Here is a 21459-nt window from a genome sequence, read left to right as displayed (position 1 = left end):
TCGGGAGCGTCACATATGAATCAGGCGTTACCGAAGAAACTATGGGACCGGTTTGGACTGGTCTCGATACTGGATACGATCAATGGTTTATCCGCATAATCTGAACCGCCGTATACGGAACCGTACGTACGGTGGTGTGAGAGGACGGCGGATGTAAATCCGCCTCCTACTCGATATGCACATCCATTGTGGGAGCGAGCTTGCTCGTGATAGCGGTGGGGCAGTCAGTGGAAATGTTGACTGACACTCCGTCATCGCGAGCAAGCTCGCTCACAGTGTGTAAGGCTTAATTGATGACCGGGTCATATCGGATCTTGTCAGAGGCTTCAGGCATGTTTAATCAGACTGGCAGTATCACTGGAGACCGATCGCAACGACCTCGATAACGAGATTCCCCAATGGTCGCTCCCATGTCACCTCATCCCCAATCTTTGCCCCCAGCAACGCCCGTCCCAACGGCGAGCCCCAGTTGATCAGCCCACTGGCCGCATCGGCCTGGTCTTCCCCGACCAATTGCACCCGCTGCTCGTGGTCCTGTTCATCGACAAAGGTCACCCAGTGGCCGATCCGCACTTGATCGGATGAAGCCGGCGCAACGACCTGGGCGCTTTGCAGGCGCTGCGTGAAATAGCGCAGATCCCGTTCAAGGTCGGCGATCCGCTGCTTGTCCGCCAGCTCCCCACGGCTCGCCTGCTGGGCGTGCAGTGCCTGCAACTCGGCGACCCGGGCCTGTAGCTGGGCCAGTCCTGTGGGCGTGACGTAGTTGGGCTGCGCGCTGACCTGGCGTTCGACCGGCTGGTCGGCCTGGGCAGCGGCGTTATCTTCGTTGACGAAGGCGCGGCTCATGGCATTTGCTCCTCTGCATTGGAGTTTGGGCCATGGTTGCAGGGTTTTGGTTTCGACGGATGTCTGTACGCGACTTATTGCGAGCGATAAGCCCGGGCGGCGTCCTGGTCTTTCTGTTGCTGCCAGGCCCGTTCACGTTCGTCCCAATGGCGCTCGCGGTAGGCATTACGCTCTTCGCTCTCGCGCATGGCCTGGCACTGGCGGAAACCATCGCTCCAGCCTTCGGCATAACGCGGATCCTTGAGGTAACGCGGCACATCTTTTCTGAATTGGCCGGTGATCACCCCGGCGGCTTGCCGGCCACTGCTGCAACCGTCGTCGTAGCCGTCGGCGAACGCTGGTGGATAACCCCGGGCGATCAGGTCTTCGTGGGTGGTTTCACAGCCGCTGACCAACAACATCACACTCAACATCGTTACCGCGCGCCACATGCCTGTCTCCCTGCCGCATTGGCGGCCTTACAAGGAGAGTCTAGAGGCGAAGTTGTTGACGAGTGGTGAAAGAATGATCAAAAAAATCTGCGGTTGCAGGCAAATGAGGTTGTCTTCACAGGGCCGCTTTTTCAACGGCATCTGCAATCAACGGCGCAACTTCACGGAGCCCTTCAAGGGTCAGTTTTTTTTGTTTGTACATGTTGTACCAACTCTGGCGCCAGCGAATGACGCGCTCACCGTCACGCAATTTAAGTCGCTTGAGTGTGTACTCGGCTTTTTCACGATAAGCCGCAGGTATCGCTTCTGTGGTGCGCATCTGAAGCGACGGCAAAATGATTTCGAACCAGCCTGGGCCCACGTCATAGGGGTCAAGCACCGTGTCATCAGCGGTTTTCTTGCTGGAATTCAAAGTACCGGAGGCGAAGCGGTAATTGCTCCATTCATAGGTCAGGCCTGGGAAGTTCTTGTAGCTGAGGTAGTGGTCAACCGTTCCGCCGGTAGGGTCAAGCATGGCCGCATAGGCACATAGGTTGGCGTAATGATCGGCCAGCGCTTGCGAGCATTTGTTCCAGAGCGGTGAGGGGCGAGGAGCGCCGGGATTATCCTTGAGCCATTGTGTCCCCGGTGTTCTGACCTTCTTATCAAAGTCGGCGGGTTCCTTTGGCCGGGTCACCGGGATCATTGATTACCCTCGCCATTGAGCGTCAGGAGGCCGCTCTCGATCAGCCAGCGTGGCCAGAATTCATCGTGGGCAGGAAGCAGTTTTTGTAGCGACCTGTGGATGGATGCACGGGTCTTGAGTCCTTCAGGCAGTTGTTTCTCGCCACGCATGAACGCTTCGGCGGCCTCGATGGCTTTTTCTGCCTCCAGCGAGCGCGCCTGTTCCAGTCCGAACGTGTCAGAGACCAACCAACTGCTGGCATCACCCTGGGCCGCCCAGTGTCCTTGTGTCAGCGTGACCTTATGGTCCTGAATCGACAACTGAATCTGATCGTCCTGTTCTTCATCGAATATCGGCTCAAGGGAGGCGGCGACAAGCGGCGAGTGCGTAGCAACCAGGAGTTGGGGGGGCTCGGCGCCGTGGCTCCCGCGCAAGGTCTTGATAGCTTGCAAGAGGCTGGGCATCAGCGTGCGTTGCCACCTTGGATGTAAATGAGTCTCGGGCTCGTCGAACAGGATGACAAACCGGCGCTCGGGTTTTTTGTCGAGCAGCTCGGCAGCTGCCTGGTGTTCATACCAGGCCCACACAAGAAAGTAAGCCAGGCCCAATATTCGTCTTACGCCTGCCGAGGCCAGCGTGACAGGCACGTTCTGATTGCCGATGGTGAGTGTCGGTCGTTCTCGACCCTCGCCCAGGTAGACGCGTCTGGGCGCCCCGACGCATAGCGGTTCAGTGGCGGGGGAGAGGTCGCGCAAGGCGTTTTCCAACGCTTTGAATTGGGGTTTGCGGCCGTTTTGCCAGTTGACCCAGTCGCGCTCCAAGCCTTCACAGACTCTTTGTCCGTTGACATCAAGGCCATCCCATACGGCGTCGGCAGAGAAGTGATATGCGGCGGGGCGATCCTTATCGGAGCGCCAGTAATTGCGGGCCGGATCCCAGACGGAAAAGCCGCCGTCGATGCGTACGTAAACCACGATGCCGGGCATGGTGGGACGGCTTTGCTTCAAGGGCCAGGAGCTGTCTTCGCGTTTATAGGTCGATACGACAGGCTGGGCGACGCCGGATTTACCTTTTACAACATATTTGATTGAGGACTTGCCGGGGTTTACAGGAAGCGCTGGCGTATTGGCCCAGGTGCGCGTCAGCGCCCACCAGGCCAGGTCCAGCAAAAAGCTTTTCCCCAGTCCATTGTCACCCGTGATCAGATTGATTCGTGGCGCCCAGTTAACTTCGAGCTCAGGAGCAGGCCCCACGTTTTTCATGTGCAGATAATCAAGCATCGCAGCATTCAATTCCGATTAAAGGTTTATTCAAACCAATCTACTTGATTTTGGCTGACTTCGAAATGTGAGTCCGGACTCACGCCTGATTCGACTTGAGGTTGTGCTTTGTTTTCCCCTTCTCTCGCTCAGATTCAATAGTGGTACCACTTCACCTCGAGCATCACTTCGTTCTCCGGCGAGGCCAATTGGCTGAATTCCCGCTGGGCACTCAGGCGCAGGCCGAGGTTGCGGGACAATTCCCATTGTTGATTCAAGCTCAGGCTGCGGCGCACTTCGCCGTTGACGAAATAGTCACCCTTGGCTTCCAGGCTCAGGTTGCCCAGCGGGTTTTTCCACAGCACACCGCTGTTGAAACCGGCGGCCGGGGCGATGAATTGGGCGAAATCGTTGTTGTGCTCGACCCGTACCGTGCCCAGGGCAAAGCCCAGCACCTCTTCGCCCAGCGCCCAGGTGCCACCGGCGCCGCCGTTGACGTGGCTGACCAAGGTTTCATCGTCGTGTTTGCCTGGCACCCGCTCCAGGCCGCCGGTGACCTGCCAGGACAGCGGTTGCAGCAGCTCGTTGCGTGGGGTCAGGGAGCGAATGGTCGCCAGGTCCAGTTGTTGCACCTGCCAGTCATTGCCTTCGTACTGGCGCAGTTTCAATTGCAGGATTTCGATCTGTGCGCCCAAGGGGAAGCTCTCGGCGTTGTCGTTGAGATCGTGGTAGGCCATGCGCAAGCCATACTCGCCGAACGCCCGGTCGCCCCGGGTGCCGAGGCCGGCCTGCCAGGTGCGCGACTGGTGACCGTCCTCGGGCAGTCCCGGTTGCGGGATGTCGAGTTCCGGCGCGGGGTTCTGGTTGATCGCCCGCAACAGTTCGAAACTGCGCTGGGAGCGCTGTGGATCGCGTTCCTGGCCGTTGGCGCGATAGCGCTCCAGGCGATAGGCCGCATCGATGATCAGCGCCTGGCGTTCGCGCGGCAGCGCCTTGAAGCCGGGGGCTTGCAGTTGCTGCTGGTCGGCGCTGACTTTCAGTACCCATTGCTGTTCATCATCGCTGAGCGGTTCGGCGCGGCTGAGCAGTTCCCGTTCACGGGACGGTCGATACTGGATGCTTTCCACCAGGCCGGCTTCTTTCACTGCCTTGACGGTGTCGGTGGGAATCGCGGTCAGCGGGAATTGTTCAGTCAGGCGCAGGCTGGGGCGAGCCACTTGCAGCAATTCGAGCAGGCGATAGGAGCAGTTTTCGTCGAAGAAAAAATAGTCGAACTGGATCTGCTTGAGTTCCCAGACGTGCTCGACCATGCGCTCGGTTTCCGCCTGGCTCAGGTTCAGGCGATATTCCCACAGGTCGCGGTTCTCCAGGCTACGGTACTCGGAGAGTTTTTCTTGGTACGGCACCAGGGCGAACAGGCCGGGATAGCCACCCATCAGGCCCTTCCAGGCATAGAGGATGCTGTTGTCCGAGCCTTCGATGTAGGCGCCGAAATTGATCGCATAGCTGAGCAGGGCGGTCTTGTCGCTTTGCACATCGGCCTGGTCGATGCGCAACAGGGTGTGGCCGAACATCGAGGAGGGACTGTTCAAGTACGCGGCGGGGAAGATCATCACCGCGCTGTGGGGCGAGACGTCCTTGAACCACTGGGTGAAGTCGCTGCAATTGACCGTCGGCAGGTCTGTCAGGCTGAGCTGGGCCTTGAGCCAGCGCGTTCGCGCCGGGTACACGCACTGGGCATGTTGCTGGCCGGCGCTGGCCGGGCCGTACAGGGCGTTTAGCGTGGCGCTCAGTTCACGCTCGGGATGTTCGTTGCCATCGGGTGCGAGGAAGAATTTCTTGTCACTGATATAGCTGCGCCAACCGCCGAGCTTGGCGGTTTCGTAGTGGCCCAGGGAAATCCAGAAGCGGTCATTGGCCAGTTGCTGCAAACGTTGAGGGTCGACATGAGGCGCGGCGGACAGCGGGGCGCACACACAGAGCGCCAGCCAGGCAAGGCGTTTGAGCATAGTCGGCTACTTGGAAAGGCGAAAAATAAAGACCGAAGGGGCCCCAAAAAGAAAACCCGCTCCCCGAGAGGAGCGAGTGGTGTCGAGCTTAAGCTTGAGTGGCGTACTTGGCCAGGCGAGGATCGCTTTTCAGCACGGCCAGGGTGTTGGTATGCACGTCTTCGGCGGTCACGTCAGCCTTGCTGAAGATCTGCTGGAAGTGCTCGTGGGTGACGGCGGAGAAATGTGCGCGGTCTTCCGGCGCTACGCCCAGTACCACGGCATAGGTGGTCAGCGCTTCGCCTTGACCCTTGGCCATGTCTTCGGACAGCTCGTTCATCATGCCATTCATGGCCAGCCAGGACTTGCCACCGTAGGTCAGTGCCGCGTTGGTCGAGCAACCGTTGGTGCCGGATGTCATGCCGAAGGTAGCGTTACCGGAAGTGCCGTTGGTGGTGGATGCCAGGAAGTGTGCCGGAGTGCCACGCTGACCTTCGAACAGCATGTTGCCCCAGCCGCAATCCGGGCCGCCCGGCGCCTGAGCCATGGCGTTGAGGGATACAGCGGTGAAGAGAGTACCGAGAAGAATCCGTTTCATAGCTATGTTCTCTTTATGTGCATACCAATGGACAGGGTCTGGCCCCTACAGCTGCCAGTGGGCCGGTTATTGTTCCAGCCGCGCAATTTGGAGTTTAGGCACGATCCAGGGGTTCCGTGACATTTTGCAAAAACATTACTGTGAGATCGCCTGTCCACTGGGCCCCGCCTGCGGTTTTCCCTTTGACTATGCTTTGGGCAGAGGCGCTCCTTGCCAGTCAGGTACAGGCAGCGCCAGAATGCCGCTATCTGCCCCGCCTGATGTAAGGAAGCCCGATGCCTGATCCTGTTGCTGCCAGCTTGCGTCTAGCGCCCGAAGCGCTGACCCGTCCGTTTTCCGCTGAACAGTTCAGCTTCTCTACCACCAATGATCTGGAGCCCTTCCGCGGTGTGCTTGGCCAGGAACGTGCGGTCGAAGCCTTGCAGTTCGGCGTGGCCATGCCGCGCCCCGGTTACAACGTATTCGTCATGGGCGAGCCCGGCACAGGCCGGTTTTCGTTCGTCAAACGCTACCTCAAGGCCGAAGGCAAGCGCCTGCAGACCCCGGCGGACTGGGTCTACGTCAACAACTTCGATGAGCCCCGCGAGCCCCGTGCCCTGGAACTGCCGTCAGGCACGGCCGGTGCCTTCATCACCGACATCAACGGCCTGATCGACAACCTGCTGGCGACCTTCCCGGCGGTGTTCGAGCACCCGTCCTACCAGCAGAAGAAAAGCGCCATCGACCGCGCCTTCAACCAGCGCTACGACCGTGCCCTGGATGTGATCGAGCGCCTGGCGCTGGAGAAGGATGTCGCGCTGTACCGTGACAGCAGCAACATCGCCTTCACGCCGATGAGCGAAGGCAAGGCCCTGGATGAAGCGGAATTCGCCCAGTTGCCGGAAGCCGAGCGCGAGCGTTTCCATGACGACATCTCGGGCCTGGAAGAGCGCTTGAACGAAGAGCTCGCCAGCCTGCCGCAATGGAAGCGCGAGTCCAGCAACCAGTTGCGCCACCTCAACGAAGAAACCATCACCCTGGCCCTGCAACCGTTGCTGGCACCACTGTCGGAGAAATACGCAGAGAACGCTGCGGTCTGCGGCTACTTGCAGGCCATGCAGGTCTATCTGCTCAAGACCGTGGTCGAGCAATTGGTGGACGACAGCAAGACCGACGCCATCGCCCGCAAACTGCTGGAGGAACAGTACGCCCCGAGCCTGGTGGTCGGGCATCCGTTCAGTGGCGGCGCGCCAGTGGTGTTCGAGCCGCACCCGACCTACGACAACCTGTTTGGTCGCATCGAATACAGCACCGACCAGGGCGCGCTCTACACCACGTACCGGCAGTTGCGTCCGGGCGCCTTGCACCGGGCCAACGGCGGTTTCCTGATTCTCGAAGCGGAAAAAATGCTCGGGGAGCCGTTCGTGTGGGATGCGCTCAAGCGTGCCCTGCAATCGCGCAAGCTGAAAATGGAATCGCCACTGGGTGAGCTGGGCCGGCTGGCCACGGTGACCCTGACGCCGCAGCACATCCCGTTGCAGGTCAAGGTCGTGATCATTGGCGCCCGCCAGCTCTACTACGCCTTGCAGGACCTGGATCCGGACTTCCAGGAAATGTTTCGCGTGCTGGTGGATTTCGACGAAGACATCCCGATGGGCGACGAGAGCCTGGAGCAGTTCGCCCAGTTGCTCAAGACCCGCACTTCGGAAGAGGGCATGGCGCCGCTGACCGCCGACGCGGTGGCGCGCCTGGCGACCTACAGTGCGCGTCTGGCCGAGCACCAGGGGCGTTTGTCGGCGCGTATCGGTGACCTGTTCCAACTGGTCAGCGAGGCGGATTTCATTCGCCAACTGGCCGGTGACGAGATGACCGACGCCGGCCACATCGAACGCGCCCTCAAGGCCAAGGCCACCCGTACCGGGCGTGTCTCGGCGCGAATCCTCGACGACATGCTCGCCGGGATCATCCTGATCGACACCGCGGGTGCGGCCGTGGGCAAATGCAACGGGCTGACGGTACTCGAGGTCGGCGACTCTGCGTTTGGTGTGCCGGCGCGGATTTCCGCCACGGTGTACCCGGGTGGTAGCGGCATTGTCGACATCGAGCGGGAGGTCAACCTCGGCCAGCCGATCCACTCCAAGGGCGTGATGATCCTCACCGGTTACCTGGGCAGCCGTTATGCCCAGGAGTTCCCGCTGGCGATCTCGGCCAGTATCGCGCTGGAGCAGTCCTACGGTTACGTGGACGGCGACAGCGCGTCCCTGGGCGAGGCTTGCACGCTGATCTCGGCCCTGTCGAAGACGCCGCTCAAGCAGTGCTTCGCCATCACCGGTTCGATCAACCAGTTCGGCGAAGTGCAGGCGGTGGGCGGGGTCAACGAGAAGATCGAAGGCTTCTTCCGCCTCTGCGAAGCCCGTGGGCTGACCGGTGAGCAAGGGGCGATCATTCCCCAGGCCAACGTCGCGACCCTGATGCTCGACGAGAAAGTGCTGGCCGCCGTGCGCGCCGGGCAGTTCCACGTCTATGCCGTGCGCCAGGCCGACGAAGCCCTGAGCCTGTTGGTGGGCGAACCTGCCGGCGAGCCGGATGAAAACGGCGAGTTCCCCGAGGGCAGCGTCAACGCCCGCGTGGTGGAGCGGCTGCGGGTGATCGCGGAGATGATCAGCGAGGACGACATCAAGGAAGCGGAAAAGGAACTGGCGCAGCAGGCTCTGGCGGAGGCCAAGCCGGCTTGAGGTTTTCCTGACCGCCGCAAGCTCCTGTGGTAGCGAGCTTGCTCCCGCTGATTGTAGGAGCTGTCGAGTGCAACGAGGCTGCGATCTTTCCCCTGACACTTGAATCCCAAGCGAAAGATCAAAAGATCGCAGGCTTCGCCAGCTCCTACAGAGCCCAGCGCGAGCAAGCTCGCTCCCACACTGTTTTGTGGATGATTACTAAAGAACGCCACCACTTTGGCGTCAATATTCACACTGTGACCGCTCGGCGTATTCTGGTCTCGAAAGCCCTTGCGACCGGAACTTTTCTTCTATCCTCAGCTCAAGGATAACGAGAGTCATCATCGGATCGAAACAGCCTCCTCCCGGGGCTGAATACCGGATCTACCGAGGGGCGCCGCCATGTCGCGCAACCTTTGCCTCACTCGTCAATGCCTGGGCCTTGTCACCCGTATCGAATGCGCCATCCGCCCCCTGGCGGGAGATACCGGTATGTGGACCTTGCTCTTCGCCGCCGGAATGGCCGGTGAACAACCTTCTGCCATCAAGGCCCAAGGGCCATTCCCCGGCCCGACTGCCGCCGAATCCATCCTCGATACCATTGTGCAAAGCCTGACACTGCACGGCTATGAGCTGGCCGACGACCCGCAGATCTGGTCCCTGCACATGCAAGCCCAACTGCGTGAAATCAATGGAGGCCGTTGTCGCAACGTCGGCGGCTTCGAGTTTCGTCCGCTGCATTGAAGACCATCACCGCACGGGCACCGGCAGTAAAGTTTTGACACAAGGGCAGGGACCAGGGAGGGTCCCGGCATTTGTGGGGCCGGTCGTGGCTGATATACTCGCCGCGATTTTTCAGCCCTGGTGTGAGATTCAATGGAACGCTTTATCGAAAACGCAATGTACGCCTCCCGTTGGCTGCTGGCGCCGATCTACTTCGGGCTGTCCCTGGGCTTGCTGGCCCTGGCGCTGAAATTCTTCCAGGAAGTCTTTCACGTCATCCCCAACGTGTTTTCCATGGCCGAGTCCGACCTGATCCTGGTGCTGCTGTCGTTGATCGACATGGCGCTGGTGGGCGGCCTGCTGGTGATGGTGATGATTTCCGGCTACGAGAACTTCGTCTCGCAACTGGATATCGCCGACGACAAGGAAAAGCTCAACTGGCTGGGCACCATGGACTCTTCATCGCTGAAGATGAAAGTCGCTGCCTCGATCGTGGCCATTTCCTCCATCCACCTGCTGCGCATTTTCATGGACGCCAAGAACGTCGATCCCGAGCACCTGATGTGGTACGTGATCATCCACATGACTTTCGTGGTCTCGGCATTTGCCATGGGCTACCTGGACAAACTGACCAAGCACTGAGGTCCGTTCACCGCGCTGGCGCAACGCCCGCCTGTCGAATTGCAGGCGGGCGTTGTCGTTTCTGGCCGCTTGCTTTGACGCGGGGGGCTCGTCACCCGCGGGGGCATCTGTGCTAGTCTGCTCGCCCTTTTGGTTCCGGGCGCTCCGGGAGGCGCTGTGGCACACACGGCAACTCTCGAGCCGTCCGCACAGCGGAGCAGCATCATGTCCGAAGTTAACCTGTCCACCGACGAAACCCGCGTCAGCTACGGCATTGGCCGTCAGTTGGGCGACCAACTGCGCGACAACCCGCCACCGGGCGTGAGCCTGGACGCGATCCTGGCCGGCCTGACCGACGCGTTCGCCGGCAAGCCAAGCCGCGTGGGCCAGGACGAGATGTCCGCCAGCTTCAAGGTCATTCGTGAAATCATGCAAGCCGAAGCCGCAGCCAAGGCTGAAGCCGCTGCTGGCGAAGGCCGCGCGTTCCTGGCCGAAAACGCCAAGCGTGAAGGCATCACCACCCTGGCTTCCGGCCTGCAATTCGAAGTGCTGACCCAAGGTGAAGGCGCCAAGCCGACCCGTGAAGACCAGGTGCGTACCCATTACCACGGCACCCTGATCGACGGCACCGTGTTCGACAGCTCCTACGATCGTGGCCAGCCAGCCGAATTCCCGGTAGGCGGCGTGATCCCAGGCTGGACCGAAGCCCTGCAACTGATGAACGCCGGCAGCAAATGGCGCCTGTACGTGCCGAGCGAACTGGCTTACGGCGCTCAAGGCGTTGGCAGCATTCCACCGCACAGCGTGCTGGTGTTTGACGTCGAGCTGTTGGACGTACTGTAAGACCCTGCCCGGTTTTACTGCTGGACAAAAAACTGTGGGAGCGAGCTTGCTCGCGAAAGCGGACTGTCAGTCGACACTTTCGTGACTGATACACCGCCATCGCGAGCTCGCTCGCTCCCACATGATTTCTACGCTCATCCGTGGAACCTGCCGCTGAAATCACCCGTAGGGCGCAACGCCCGGGCGTAGCAGAACAGGAACAGATTGCGCACCAGCTCCTTGAGCACCAACGGTTCACTGGAATTGAGGCTGTTGAGGTCCAGATCCCCCTGGTCCTGCAGCTCGTTCAAGGCTTCTTCTTCAAGCACCGCACAGACTTCCCCGGTTTCCCGATGCAGGATCCTGAGGTAGGGATGTGGGCGGTCCAGCCAGGCATCGATCAAATAAGTCATGGTTCTCATCTCCTTGATGGGTTCGATGAGAATAATTCTTATTCGCTAAATAGCAAGGCTCTATTGGCGTTGAGATTGTTTTTCTGACGATGGGTTATGGCAGCTCAGAACGGCTGGCACTTGGCTAACGTCCGAGAAATGGGGCTGAAGCGCAGAGGGCGAAGCTCCATCCCACACGCGGGGCATGGGATGGAATACAGCAGGATCAGACTTTTCTGACGAACTCGGATTTGAGTTTCATCGGGCCGATGCCGTCGATCTTGCAGTCGATGTCGTGGTCGCCATCGCACAGGCGGATGTTCTTGACCTTGGTGCCGACCTTGACCACCAGCGACGTGCCCTTGACCTTGAGGTCCTTGATCACGGTGATGGTGTCGCCGTCCTGCAGGACGTTGCCGACCGAATCTTTCTTCACGGTATCGTCGGACACTGTTTCAGCTTCGCCGCTGGCGGACCATTCGTGGGCACACTCCGGGCAGACCAGTTGAGTACCGTCTTCGTAGGTGTATTCGGAATTGCATTTCGGGCAGGGAGGCAACGTGCTCACTAAGGTTCCTTGGGTATCAGGAGGACAAAAGGGCGCACATTATATAGGGTTTTGTCGCGAAGAGGGTGATGCGGGGCTTTTGTGGCGATGAGCTTGCTCCCGCTGGATCCGTAGGAGCTGACGAGCGAAGCGAGGCTGCGATCTTTTCATTGCCAATCGAGTCTGGAGCGAAAGATCAAAAGATCGCAGGCTGCGCCAGCGCCTACAGAGCCGAGCGGGAGCAAGCTCCCTCGCCACAAAAGTTCGCTGTTACCATGCAATCAGTGGGTACGCGCCACCGCAAACTCGCTCAGCTCCACCAGCGCATCGCGGTATTCGCTGGCCGGCAGGGCGTCGAGGCATTTGATCGCGCGGGCAACGTAGTCCCGGGCCAGGTTCGCGGTGTAGTCCAGCGAGCCGGACGCTTCGACCGCTTCGCGGATGCTTTCCAGATCTTCGATCCCGCCTTTCTGGATCGCCTGGCGGACCAGTGCCGCCTGTTCAGGCGTGCCCTCGCGCATGGTGTAGATCAGCGGCAGGGTCGGTTTGCCTTCGGCCAGGTCGTCACCGACGTTCTTGCCCAGGGTCTCGGCGTCGCCCTTGTAGTCGAGCAGGTCGTCCACCAGCTGGAAAGCCACGCCCAGGTGGTCGCCGAAGGTGCGCAACGCTTCGCTCTGTTCGGCGCTGGCACCGGCCAGGGCGGCGGCGCTGTGGGTCGAGGCTTCGAAGAGCATTGCGGTCTTGCCGCGGATGACTTCCATGTAGGTTTCTTCGGTGGTGCTGGCATCGCGCACCTTGGACAACTGCAGCACTTCGCCTTCGGCGATGATGCGCGTGGCCTGGGACAGGATCTTCATCACCGGCATCGAGCCCAGCTCGACCATCATCTCGAACGAGCGCGAATACAGGAAGTCGCCCACCAGCACGCTGGGAGCATTGCCCCACATGGCGTTGGCGGTCGAACGGCCACGCCGCATGCCGGACATGTCGACCACGTCGTCGTGCAGCAGGGTTGCGGTGTGCAGGAACTCGATGGTGGCGGCCAGCAGGCGCATGTCGTCGCCTTCGCGACCCAGGGCCTTGCCGCACAACAGCACCAATAAAGGACGCAGGCGTTTACCGCCGGCCGATGTGATGTAGTCGCCGATTTTCGATACCAGCGGCACTCGGGAAGTCAGCTGCTTCTTGATGATGCCGTCGACGGCGCTAAAATCGTCCGCCACCGCGCGGTAGAAAGCTTGGGGTTGCATCAGCGACAGGTGCTCCAGAAGGGTTGCGCGGCATGCTAGGACCCCCACCCAGGCCTGTCAAGGCGCGATGGACGGCTACTTGCAAGGCTCTCTTGGCTTGCGTACAATCGCGCACCCTGAACTTCCTGGGCAGCACCTGCCTTACGCAATTGCATTAGGGCCTTCCAGCCCATGCAGCCATGCCAGCCAATACCTCTTCTTATAAAGCGCTGGGTGAGCAGGATTATCGGAGAAATACCATGTCGTACGCAGTAATTGTTACTGGTGGCAAGCAATACAAGGTCGCCCCAGGTGAATACCTGAAGATCGAAAAACTGGAAATCGCTACCGGCGAATCCGTGACTTTTGATCGCGTTCTGTTGGTCGCCAATGGCGATGACGTGAATATCGGCGCTCCAGTCGTTGCTGGCGCTACCGTTGTGGCTGAAGTGATCTCCCAAGGTCGTCACGATAAAGTCCGCATCATCAAGTTCCGTCGCCGTAAGCACCACATGAAGCGTATGGGCCACCGCCAGTGGTACACCGAGATCAAAATCACCGGTATTCAGGCTTAATTTCAGCCTAATTCCTCACTAGGAGAATTGAACTCATGGCACACAAAAAAGCTGGTGGTAGTACCCGTAACGGTCGCGACTCAGAAGCCAAACGCCTTGGCGTGAAGATGTATGGCGGCCAGGCTATCAAAGCAGGCAACATCATCGTGCGTCAGCGCGGCACCCAATTCCACGCTGGCTACGGCGTGGGCATGGGTAAAGATCACACCCTCTTCGCTAAAGTCGAAGGCGTGATCAAGTTCGAAGTAAAAGGCGCCTTCGGTCGTCGTTACGTAAGCGTTATCGCAGCTTAATTGCGAGATCGCTGGAAAAGCCCTGTCTTGCGACGGGGCTTTTTCGTTTGTGGGGTGAGTCTCTTGCAAAACTGTTTGTATGGGCTGTCGGCGCTGCGGTTGGGGCGTGTCATCAGGTCGCTGCGCTCATTTTTGCAAGAGTCTTATGTCTTGTTTTTTTGGCTCGTCCGTATGGCGAGAGGCGTGTGTCATGAAGTTTGTTGATGAAGTATCGATTCGAGTAAAGGCCGGCGACGGCGGCAATGGTTGCATGAGTTTCCGTCGGGAAAAGTTCATTGAAAACGGTGGCCCGAACGGCGGTGACGGGGGCGACGGCGGCTCGATCTACATGCTCGCCGACGAAAACCTCAACACCCTGGTGGACTACCGTTACACCCGGCACTTCGATGCCGAGCGTGGTTCCAACGGCGGCAGCACCGACTGCACCGGCAAGAAGGGCGAAGACCTGATCCTGCGCGTGCCGGTCGGTACCACGGTGATCGATTCGGCCACCCAGGAAGTGATTGGCGACCTGACCAAGGCCGGCCAGCGTCTGCTGGTCGCCCATGGCGGCTGGCACGGCCTGGGCAACACCCGTTTCAAATCCAGTACCAACCGTGCGCCACGCCAGACCACGCCAGGCAAGCCAGGCGAGCAGCGTGACCTGAAGCTGGAAATGAAAGTGTTGGCCGACGTGGGCCTGTTGGGCCTGCCGAACGCTGGTAAAAGTACCTTCATTCGCTCGGTGTCGGCGGCCAAGCCGAAAGTGGCCGATTACCCATTCACCACCCTGGTGCCGAACCTGGGCGTGGTCAGCGTCGACCGCTGGAAGAGTTTCGTAATCGCCGACATTCCAGGGTTGATCGAAGGGGCTTCCGAGGGTGCAGGCCTGGGGATTCGTTTCCTCAAGCATTTGTCCCGTACCCGTCTGTTGCTGCACCTCGTGGACATGGCGCCGTTGGATGAAACCAGTGCCGCCGATGCCGCCGAAGTCATCGTCAACGAACTGACCAAGTTCAGCCCGGCCCTGGCCGAGCGCGACCGTTGGCTGGTGCTGAACAAGTGCGACCAGATCCTTGAAGAAGAGCATGAGGAGCGGGTCAAGGAGATCGTCGATCGCCTGGAGTGGGAAGGTCCGGTCTACGTGATCTCGGCCATCGCCAAAGAAGGCACCGAGCGCCTGTGCCACGACATCATGCGTTACCTGGAAGATCGCGCCGACCGCCTGGCCAACGATCCGGCCTACAAGGAAGAGCTGGCCGAGCTCGATCAGCGCATCGAAGATGAGGCCCGTGCGCAGTTGCAGGCGCTGGACGACCAGCGTGCCCTGCGTCGCAGTGGCGTCAAGTCGGTCCATGACATCGGCGACGACGATTGGGACGAAGAAGATGTGGATGACGAAGACGGTCCGGAAATCATCTACGTCCGCGACTGATCTTGTGCTGATGCCGCTCAGTTGAAACCAAGACCTATGTGAGCGAATCAGTGGGAGCAAAGCTTGCTCGCGATAGCGATTTTACAGCCAGCAAAGGTGTTGGATGTGACGATGTCATCGCGAGCAAGCTTGCTCCCACAAGCTCGCCCCCACAGGGATTCTCGGGTGGCTGGCATGGGGCAGGTTTAACTGGTCCAGTGCGGTGTTATCATCGCAACCAGCCGGTTTCCAAGGCGCCGCTCATTCGAGCGGCGTTTTGGTATCTGTAAAACGCAAATACGAATAATCCCATGGGCGGCGCTGGGTCGCGCCGTTCGCTGGCAAAGGTTGAAGATGATGCGGAGCAAGGTGACGGGTGCGCAGCGCTGGGTCGTGAAGATCGGCAGCGCACTGCTGACGGCGGATGGCAAGGGTCTGGATCGCCAGGCAATGGCGGTGTGGGTCGAGCAGATGGTGGCCTTGCATGAGGCTGGCGTCGAGCTGGTATTGGTCTCTTCCGGGGCTGTGGCTGCCGGTATGAGCCGTTTGGGCTGGACGTCGCGACCCAGCGCGATGCATGAGCTGCAGGCTGCCGCCGCCATCGGCCAGATGGGCCTGGTGCAGGCTTGGGAATCAAGCTTCGCCGAGCACGGTCGCCATACGGCGCAGATCCTGCTGACCCACGATGACCTGTCCGACCGCAAGCGCTACCTCAATGCCCGCAGTACCTTGCGCGCGCTGGTGGAGCTCAAAGTCATCCCGGTGATCAACGAGAACGACACGGTGGTCACCGACGAGATCCGTTTCGGCGATAACGACACCCTGGCCGCGCTGGTGGCGAACCTGGTGGAGGCGGATCTGCTGGTGATCCTCACGGATCGCGACGGCATGTTCGATGCTGATCCGCGCAACAATCCCGACGCCAAGCTGATCTATGAAGCCCGCGCCGACGACCCGGCGCTGGACGCGGTGGCGGGCGGCACGGGTGGTGCGCTGGGCCGTGGCGGCATGCAGACCAAACTGCGCGCTGCGCGTCTGGCGGCGCGCTCGGGGGCTCACACCATCATCGTGGGTGGGCGCTTGGAGCGGGTGCTGGACCGCCTGAAAGCCGGCGAGCGCATCGGCACCTTGCTCTCCCCGGAGCGCGGCATGTTGGCGGCCCGCAAGCAGTGGCTGGCAGGGCATCTGCAGACCCGTGGCACCTTGGTGCTGGACGCTGGCGCGGTGGCGGCCCTGTCCCAAGGCAACAAAAGCCTGCTGCCGGTGGGTGTGAAGCTGGTCCAGGGCAGCTTCCGTCGGGGCGAAATGGTGGTGTGCGTGGCCCCGGACGGTCGCGAGATCGCCCGTGGCCTGGCCAACTACAGCGCGCTGGAAGCGCAGAAAATCATCGGTCAGTCGTCTGATGCGATTGTCGGTCTGTTGGGTTACATGGCGGAGCCCGAGCTGGTTCACCGTGACAACCTGATCCTCGTCTAAGGAAAAATCATGGGTTTGGCAAAAGGATTGATCGGCTTGCTGCTGGCGGTGCCGCTGCTGGCTTCGGCCGAAGAAATTGGCCAAGTGTCGACGGTGTTCAAGTTTGTCGGACCGAACGACCGGATTGTGGTCGAGGCGTTCGATGATCCCAAGGTGGATGGCGTGACCTGTTACCTGTCGCGGGCCAAGACTGGCGGCGTGAAAGGCGGCCTGGGCCTGGCCGAGGATCGTGCCGAGGCGTCCATCGCCTGCCGCCAGGTCGGGCCTATCAGCTTCAAGGGTGAGCTCAAGGATGGCGAGGAGGTGTTCCGCGAGCGCACTTCGCTGGTGTTCAAGACCATGCAAGTGGTGCGATTCCTCGACAAGAAGCGCAATACGCTGGTGTACCTGGTTTACAGCGATCGGGTGATCGAGGGCAGTCCGCAGAATGCGGTGACGGCTATTCCGATCTTGCCTTGGCGTTAAGTCGCGAATGACGGGCGAGCCGATCGGCTCGCTTTTTTTATCTCCATGGATGTGTTGTGCTTTTGGCGCGAAGGGATTCGTATGCGTGCGTTTTTGCTGCTGTTCGTATTGGGTTGTTCGGTGTCCGTCGGGGCTTTGGCCGAGCCGTTTTATAGCGAAAAACCCCTGGCCCATCCGCTGATAAAAACTTCCCAGGAGAGTGGGGCGACGCTGGCATTTATCCGCGAGGCCGAGGGTGTCGTAGGCTACTCATGCCTGTGTGATTCGCCGGATGGTGTCCCGCAAGTGCTCGACAGGTATGGCGATGCGAGTGTCGAATCGGTGTTCTACGCCAGTCTCGACAGTGATCTCCAGACGCTGGTCGTGCTGTCGCGGGCAAAGGGGCAGTATGCCCTTCATGGTTATCGCTTCGTGCCGTCCGCCGGTATGTATCGCCGGCTCGAGACGTTGCAGCCGGTATTGGATCGTATCGCCGCTGATCGCAAGGTCCTCACTGCCGCGCTGGTCCAGAAAGAGCTGGGCAAGTTGCCGCCCTACGATTACAGCGCCGTGTTGCCCAAGACCGGTGTCGCCGAGTTCGACACGCTGCAGCCCGCGAGTGGCACGCTGGTGGGGTACTTCGGCGTTGACGGTGTCCCGGCGTCAGTGGGGCAGCCGCCAGAGGACCCTCATCGCGACACCTACAAAAAGACTTTCCAGCAGCGCGAGGGGCGCTGGCTCACGCTGACTTATGAGCGTGTGCCGCCTCAGGACGAGGATGTGGGCGCTGCCTATCGTGTCAGCAGGATGGCCTGGGAAACCGATCCGAAGGTGTACCAGGGCTCCGAGGACGGGGCCTGGGCGGCCTTGGGTAATGGGCGGTTCTGGGCGCTGGGTGTCTATGTCCAGGGCAAGAGGTCGGGCAAGTGGGCGGAATTCGACGAGTCGGGCTACGCGTCCACCGGCACCTATGTGGATGGACTGCGCCAGGGGGCGTGGGTCGTCAGTGATGGGGGTACGGTTTCCAAGGGCATGATCGTCGACGATTTCTATGAGGGGCGCTGGACGATCGAGGTGCGCGACGATGAGGGGCAGATGTCCGGCTTCGATACTTACAAGCGCGGTGATTTCGACGGGCCTTCTGAGCGCGTGCGTCATGGGGAGGTTGTCCAGCGCGGCGATTTTGTGGCGGGGCAGCAGCACGGGGACTGGATAATGCCTTGGGGTGAGGGGCGTTATGTGCAGGGCGTCCGGGAAGGTCGTTGGACCTTGAGAATGGATGGCGGTGGTATCCAGACTGTGGATTTTGTCGCCGACAAGAAGCAAGGCGAATTGCGCGAAGTGGATGCGGCGGGTGTGTTGCGGCTCGTCGAGCATTACCGCGCGGATGTGCTGGATGGCTTGAAAGAAACCTATGCGGCCAATGGCAAGCTCACCTATTCGGCCAACTATGCCAACGGCCAGAGCGAGGGGCGGGCGCTGACCTACACCGATGACGGTGCCGTGCTGCTTTCGGATATCTCATGGCGCCATGGTTCGCGAGAAGGCGCCTTTCGTCTCTATCACCCCAATGGTCAGCCCGATACGGTGGCGACGTACGAGGGGGATGAGCCCATTGGTAACGTGCAATCATTCGATGCGACTGGGGTGTTGATCGCGGACAGGAACTATTGCCACGTGCCTGATGGGAAATACACCCGTATCAAGCTTTGCGGCAAGCAGCGCGGGGCTTTCAACGACGGGCATTTCGACTCGGAGAGTGATTACCTGTTCGGTAATGAGCAAAGCGCCCGCCATACCCAGGACGGGCGCAAGGTCCGGGAGGTGTTGTTGGGGCCTGATGATCGCGTGACTCATAACGAGTACTACCCCAATGGCCAGTTGAAGTTCTCCGAGGCCAAGCAGGGCTTTCGCCTGATAACGGTCGAGGGGCGCGAATACAAGGACTACTCGTACGCCAAGCGCGAAGGGGAGACGGTCTACTATTACCCGACAGGTGTGGTTGAGCGCCGCATGACCTTCAAGGGCGACAAGATAGTGGGTTGCTACACCGGCTACGACCAGGCGGGCGTGCAGAATTTCCCGCCGCCGGGAGGCTGTCCTCCGCCCAAGCCGCTGGTTTTCAATTTTGGGGAATAGTGCAGGGCTTTAGTGGAGATATCTGTTTTCACTGACACCATCGCGAGCAGGCTCGCTCCCACAAGGGATCTGTGGTGAACGGTGGATATGCAGCGCCCGAGAGCCAATGTGGGAGCTGAGCTTGCTCGCGATGTGGTGGTGCATTCAGTATTAAGGCAGGCTGATCCACTGCTCCCGCAAGGAGGGGGTTAAATCGCAGGCAATAAAAAACCGACCCTGAGGTCGGTTTTTTAACGAGCGCGTCGCTTAGGCAGCAGCGGCAACGTTCAGGGCCTTTACGTGGCCATTCAAACGGCTCTTATGGCGAGCAGCCTTGTTCTTGTGGATGATGCCTTTATCGGCCATACGGTCGATAACTGGCACAGCCAGAACGTAAGCAGCTTGAGCTTTTTCAGCGTCTTTTGCGTCGATGGCCTTAACTACGTTCTTGATGTAGGTACGGACCATGGAACGCAGGCTGGCGTTGTGGCTGCGACGCTTCTCAGCCTGTTTTGCACGTTTTTTGGCGGAAGGTGTGTTGGCCACCGTCGAGCTCCTCGAAAGACTTTTTGGGAAATAGCAAACAAAATAGGCCGCGAATCATGCCGATGAGTTGAAGTCTTGTCAAGGGCGGGTGACACGTTCCGCTGAATGGCAGGTGCTGCGCACCGAAGGATTTCTTTCCGGCGTGCGACCTGTAAACTCGCGGGCTTTGGCTCTGCACTGTTTAGCGGCGCGGAGTATCGCACAAGTGGGCGCGTTGTTCGCCTGCTGTTTATCGACAGGCAAAAACTCTTTTCATGAATCTGCTTAAATCGTTGGCCGCCGTCAGCTCTATCACGATGCTTTCCCGCGTCCTGGGGTTCGTTCGCGACACGTTGATCGCACGGATATTCGGCGCCGGGATGGCCACCGACGCCTTCTTCATCGCCTTCAAGTTGCCCAACCTGTTGCGGCGGATCTTCGCCGAAGGGGCGTTCTCCCAGGCCTTCGTGCCGATCCTGGCGGAATATAAAAGCCAGAAGGGCGACGAAGCGACCCGCACGTTCATTGCCTACGTCACCGGCCTGCTGACGCTGGTGCTGGCGCTGGTCACGGCGGCCGGCATGCTCGCAGCGCCCTGGGTGATCTGGGCCACGGCCCCGGGTTTCACCGATACGCCAGAAAAATTCCAGCTCACCTCGGACCTGCTGCGGGTGACCTTTCCTTATATATTGCTGATTTCCCTGTCGTCCCTGGCCGGGGCGATCCTCAATACCTGGAACCGCTTTTCCGTACCGGCCTTTGTGCCGACCCTGCTCAACGTCAGCATGATCGTGTTCGCAGTGTTCCTGACACCGTATTTCAATCCGCCGGTGATGGCCCTCGGCTGGGCGGTGCTGGTGGGTGGCCTGGCGCAATTGCTCTATCAACTGCCGCACCTGAAAAAGATCGGCATGCTGGTGCTGCCACGGCTGAACCTGCGCGACAGTGGCGTGTGGCGGGTGATGAAGCAGATGCTGCCGGCGATCCTTGGGGTGTCGGTGAGCCAGATTTCCCTGATCATCAACACCATTTTTGCCTCGTTCCTGGTGGCCGGCTCGGTGTCATGGATGTATTACGCCGACCGCTTGATGGAATTGCCGTCCGGCGTGCTGGGTGTGGCCCTGGGCACGATCCTGCTGCCAACCTTGGCCAAGACCTACGCCAGCCAGGACCGCCAGGAGTACTCGCGCATCCTCGACTGGGGCCTGCGCCTGTGTTTCGTGCTGGTCTTGCCCTGTTCCCTGGCCCTGGGAATCCTGGCTGAGCCGCTGACGGTTTCGTTGTTCCAATACGGTCAATTCAATGCCTTCGACGCCTTGATGACCCAGCGTGCGCTGATCGCTTACTCGGTGGGCCTGCTCGGGATCATCGTGATCAAGGTGCTGGCGCCGGGGTTCTATGCCCAGCAGAACATTCGCACGCCGGTGAAAATTGCCATTTTCACCCTGGTGATGACGCAGTTGTTCAACCTGTTGCTCATCGGTCCGTTGGCCCATGCCGGCCTGGCCCTGGCGATCAGCGCCGGCGCGTGCCTCAACGCCGGGTTGCTGTTTTACCAGTTGCGCAAGCAGAAGATGTATCAGCCGCTGCCGGGCTGGGGCAAGTTCGGCCTCAAGCTGGTGGTGGCCGTGGCGGTGATGTCGGCGGTTTTGCTGGGGGCGATGCATTTCATGCCGGCTTGGGGCGAAGGGCAGATGCTCGAGCGTTTCCTGCGCCTGGGGGCGCTGGTCGTTGCCGGCGTGGTGGCGTATTTCGGCATGTTGCTGTTGATGGGGTTCCGTCTGCGTGACTTCAACCGCAAGGCCTTGAGCTGAGGGCAAGC

Annotated in this window: 21 protein-coding genes and 1 pseudogene; 12 read left to right on the top strand and 10 right to left on the bottom strand. The window is 60.1% G+C overall.

Translation table 11 applies throughout. The annotated features are described in order from the left end of the window. Window positions 1-99: pseudogene (locus ASC85_RS33260) on the top strand (group II intron maturase-specific domain-containing protein); the annotation flags it as partial. Between the two features lie 255 nt (window positions 100-354). Here ASC85_RS33260 and ASC85_RS23455 read toward each other — a convergent pair. The 6 genes from ASC85_RS23455 to ASC85_RS23430 form a co-directional block, all read right to left on the bottom strand. Next, the gene (locus ASC85_RS23455) at window positions 355-846 is read right to left on the bottom strand and encodes a GreA/GreB family elongation factor (RefSeq protein ID WP_057451584.1); all 492 of its coding nucleotides are present in this window, start codon (window positions 844-846) and stop codon (window positions 355-357) included. A gap of 74 nt (window positions 847-920) precedes the next feature. Then, window positions 921-1277 (bottom strand): hypothetical protein, encoded by a 357-nt coding sequence (locus ASC85_RS23450; protein ID WP_057451583.1) that lies wholly within the window; start codon window positions 1275-1277, stop codon window positions 921-923. A 115-nt stretch (window positions 1278-1392) separates the two neighbouring features. Then, complete coding sequence (locus ASC85_RS23445; RefSeq protein WP_057451582.1) at window positions 1393-1962, bottom strand: hypothetical protein; 570 nt, start codon at window positions 1960-1962, stop codon at window positions 1393-1395. Then, window positions 1959-3221, bottom strand: coding sequence for an AAA family ATPase (locus ASC85_RS23440; RefSeq protein ID WP_057451581.1), 1263 nt, complete (start codon window positions 3219-3221; stop codon window positions 1959-1961). Before ASC85_RS23440 ends, ASC85_RS23445 begins: the two co-directional genes overlap by 4 nt. A gap of 134 nt (window positions 3222-3355) precedes the next feature. Continuing rightward, window positions 3356-5209 (bottom strand): Lnb N-terminal periplasmic domain-containing protein, encoded by a 1854-nt coding sequence (locus tag ASC85_RS23435; RefSeq protein WP_057451580.1) that lies wholly within the window; start codon window positions 5207-5209, stop codon window positions 3356-3358. Window positions 5210-5297: 88 nt separating this feature from the next. Continuing rightward, on the bottom strand, window positions 5298-5786 hold the full coding sequence (locus tag ASC85_RS23430; protein ID WP_057451579.1) for a DUF3015 domain-containing protein: 489 nt from the start codon (window positions 5784-5786) through the stop codon (window positions 5298-5300). A gap of 275 nt (window positions 5787-6061) precedes the next feature. On the opposite strand from ASC85_RS23430, the gene ASC85_RS23425 reads away from it, so the two are divergent. The 4 genes from ASC85_RS23425 to ASC85_RS23410 all read left to right on the top strand — a co-directional run bounded on the left by ASC85_RS23425 (window position 6062) and on the right by ASC85_RS23410 (window position 10666). After that, a complete protein-coding gene (locus ASC85_RS23425; protein WP_057451578.1) occupies window positions 6062-8500 on the top strand; it encodes a Lon protease family protein in 2439 nt (812 codons plus the stop codon). Window positions 8501-8881: 381 nt separating this feature from the next. Next, window positions 8882-9223 carry a PA4575 family protein gene (locus ASC85_RS23420; RefSeq protein ID WP_013694243.1) on the top strand — a complete coding sequence of 114 codons (342 nt, stop codon included), beginning with the start codon at window positions 8882-8884 and terminating at the stop codon, window positions 9221-9223. A gap of 132 nt (window positions 9224-9355) precedes the next feature. Continuing rightward, on the top strand, window positions 9356-9844 hold the full coding sequence (locus ASC85_RS23415) for a TIGR00645 family protein (protein WP_014340287.1): 489 nt from the start codon (window positions 9356-9358) through the stop codon (window positions 9842-9844). A 204-nt stretch (window positions 9845-10048) separates the two neighbouring features. Then, window positions 10049-10666 carry an FKBP-type peptidyl-prolyl cis-trans isomerase gene (locus ASC85_RS23410; RefSeq protein ID WP_003205746.1) on the top strand — a complete coding sequence of 206 codons (618 nt, stop codon included), beginning with the start codon at window positions 10049-10051 and terminating at the stop codon, window positions 10664-10666. Window positions 10667-10800: 134 nt separating this feature from the next. On the opposite strand, the gene ASC85_RS23405 is transcribed toward ASC85_RS23410, so the two are convergent. The 3 genes from ASC85_RS23405 to ASC85_RS23395 all read right to left on the bottom strand — a co-directional run bounded on the left by ASC85_RS23405 (window position 10801) and on the right by ASC85_RS23395 (window position 12834). Then, entirely contained in the window at window positions 10801-11058 is a 258-nt protein-coding gene (locus ASC85_RS23405) for a PA4570 family protein (protein WP_003205743.1), read from the bottom strand. Window positions 11059-11263: 205 nt separating this feature from the next. Beyond that, entirely contained in the window at window positions 11264-11605 is a 342-nt protein-coding gene (locus tag ASC85_RS23400) for a zinc ribbon domain-containing protein YjdM (RefSeq protein ID WP_003205741.1), read from the bottom strand. A 260-nt stretch (window positions 11606-11865) separates the two neighbouring features. Then, window positions 11866-12834 (bottom strand): polyprenyl synthetase family protein, encoded by a 969-nt coding sequence (locus tag ASC85_RS23395; RefSeq protein ID WP_047230162.1) that lies wholly within the window; start codon window positions 12832-12834, stop codon window positions 11866-11868. Between the two features lie 239 nt (window positions 12835-13073). Here ASC85_RS23395 and rplU point away from each other — a divergent pair, with 239 nt between their 5' ends. From rplU to ASC85_RS23365, 6 genes are all read left to right on the top strand, one after another. Beyond that, entirely contained in the window at window positions 13074-13388 is a 315-nt protein-coding gene (gene rplU, locus ASC85_RS23390; RefSeq protein WP_003176051.1) for a 50S ribosomal protein L21, read from the top strand. 35 nt (window positions 13389-13423) lie between these two features. Next, a complete protein-coding gene (gene rpmA, locus ASC85_RS23385) occupies window positions 13424-13681 on the top strand; it encodes a 50S ribosomal protein L27 (RefSeq protein WP_003205738.1) in 258 nt (85 codons plus the stop codon). Window positions 13682-13871: 190 nt separating this feature from the next. After that, window positions 13872-15095 carry an Obg family GTPase CgtA gene (cgtA, locus tag ASC85_RS23380; RefSeq protein WP_003205736.1) on the top strand — a complete coding sequence of 408 codons (1224 nt, stop codon included), beginning with the start codon at window positions 13872-13874 and terminating at the stop codon, window positions 15093-15095. 336 nt (window positions 15096-15431) lie between these two features. After that, window positions 15432-16550 (top strand): glutamate 5-kinase, encoded by a 1119-nt coding sequence (proB, locus tag ASC85_RS23375; RefSeq protein WP_003205734.1) that lies wholly within the window; start codon window positions 15432-15434, stop codon window positions 16548-16550. 9 nt (window positions 16551-16559) lie between these two features. Continuing rightward, a complete protein-coding gene (locus tag ASC85_RS23370) occupies window positions 16560-17015 on the top strand; it encodes a CreA family protein (protein WP_003205733.1) in 456 nt (151 codons plus the stop codon). Window positions 17016-17096: 81 nt separating this feature from the next. Beyond that, on the top strand, window positions 17097-19133 hold the full coding sequence (locus ASC85_RS23365) for a toxin-antitoxin system YwqK family antitoxin (RefSeq protein ID WP_057451585.1): 2037 nt from the start codon (window positions 17097-17099) through the stop codon (window positions 19131-19133). 246 nt (window positions 19134-19379) lie between these two features. Here the strand turns inward: ASC85_RS23365 and rpsT are convergent, their stop codons facing one another. Beyond that, window positions 19380-19658 (bottom strand): 30S ribosomal protein S20, encoded by a 279-nt coding sequence (gene rpsT / locus ASC85_RS23360; protein ID WP_003185593.1) that lies wholly within the window; start codon window positions 19656-19658, stop codon window positions 19380-19382. 254 nt (window positions 19659-19912) lie between these two features. Between rpsT and murJ the strand changes: the two genes are divergently transcribed. Further along, a complete protein-coding gene (gene murJ, locus ASC85_RS23355; RefSeq protein WP_057451577.1) occupies window positions 19913-21451 on the top strand; it encodes a murein biosynthesis integral membrane protein MurJ in 1539 nt (512 codons plus the stop codon). Window positions 21452-21459 lie beyond the last annotated feature (8 nt).

The sequence above is a fragment of the Pseudomonas sp. Root401 genome (assembly GCF_001425105.1).
Classification (GTDB): Bacteria; Pseudomonadota; Gammaproteobacteria; order Pseudomonadales; family Pseudomonadaceae; genus Aquipseudomonas; species Aquipseudomonas brassicacearum.
The sequence above is the reverse complement of the archived record's forward strand: the minus strand, read 5'-3'. Positions and strand labels throughout refer to the sequence as shown.

Excerpts from the sequence above, each read along its gene's own strand:
- ASC85_RS23430 (WP_057451579.1), bottom strand. The coding sequence starts at position 5,786 with ATGAAACGGATTCTTCTCGGTACTCTCTTCACCGCTGTATCCCTCAAC.
- rplU (WP_003176051.1), top strand. The coding sequence starts at position 13,074 with ATGTCGTACGCAGTAATTGTTACTGGTGGCAAGCAATACAAGGTCGCC.
- ASC85_RS23420 (WP_013694243.1), top strand. The coding sequence starts at position 8,882 with ATGTCGCGCAACCTTTGCCTCACTCGTCAATGCCTGGGCCTTGTCACC.
- ASC85_RS23395 (WP_047230162.1), bottom strand. The coding sequence starts at position 12,834 with ATGCAACCCCAAGCTTTCTACCGCGCGGTGGCGGACGATTTTAGCGCC.
- ASC85_RS23440 (WP_057451581.1), bottom strand. The coding sequence starts at position 3,221 with ATGCTTGATTATCTGCACATGAAAAACGTGGGGCCTGCTCCTGAGCTC.
- ASC85_RS23415 (WP_014340287.1), top strand. The coding sequence starts at position 9,356 with ATGGAACGCTTTATCGAAAACGCAATGTACGCCTCCCGTTGGCTGCTG.
- ASC85_RS23405 (WP_003205743.1), bottom strand. The coding sequence starts at position 11,058 with ATGACTTATTTGATCGATGCCTGGCTGGACCGCCCACATCCCTACCTC.
- ASC85_RS23435 (WP_057451580.1), bottom strand. The coding sequence starts at position 5,209 with ATGCTCAAACGCCTTGCCTGGCTGGCGCTCTGTGTGTGCGCCCCGCTG.
- ASC85_RS23410 (WP_003205746.1), top strand. The coding sequence starts at position 10,049 with ATGTCCGAAGTTAACCTGTCCACCGACGAAACCCGCGTCAGCTACGGC.
- ASC85_RS23365 (WP_057451585.1), top strand. The coding sequence starts at position 17,097 with ATGCGTGCGTTTTTGCTGCTGTTCGTATTGGGTTGTTCGGTGTCCGTC.
- ASC85_RS23425 (WP_057451578.1), top strand. The coding sequence starts at position 6,062 with ATGCCTGATCCTGTTGCTGCCAGCTTGCGTCTAGCGCCCGAAGCGCTG.
- cgtA (WP_003205736.1), top strand. The coding sequence starts at position 13,872 with ATGAAGTTTGTTGATGAAGTATCGATTCGAGTAAAGGCCGGCGACGGC.
- ASC85_RS23445 (WP_057451582.1), bottom strand. The coding sequence starts at position 1,962 with ATGATCCCGGTGACCCGGCCAAAGGAACCCGCCGACTTTGATAAGAAG.
- ASC85_RS23370 (WP_003205733.1), top strand. The coding sequence starts at position 16,560 with ATGGGTTTGGCAAAAGGATTGATCGGCTTGCTGCTGGCGGTGCCGCTG.
- ASC85_RS23450 (WP_057451583.1), bottom strand. The coding sequence starts at position 1,277 with ATGTGGCGCGCGGTAACGATGTTGAGTGTGATGTTGTTGGTCAGCGGC.
- murJ (WP_057451577.1), top strand. The coding sequence starts at position 19,913 with ATGAATCTGCTTAAATCGTTGGCCGCCGTCAGCTCTATCACGATGCTT.
- rpmA (WP_003205738.1), top strand. The coding sequence starts at position 13,424 with ATGGCACACAAAAAAGCTGGTGGTAGTACCCGTAACGGTCGCGACTCA.
- ASC85_RS23455 (WP_057451584.1), bottom strand. The coding sequence starts at position 846 with ATGAGCCGCGCCTTCGTCAACGAAGATAACGCCGCTGCCCAGGCCGAC.
- proB (WP_003205734.1), top strand. The coding sequence starts at position 15,432 with ATGCGGAGCAAGGTGACGGGTGCGCAGCGCTGGGTCGTGAAGATCGGC.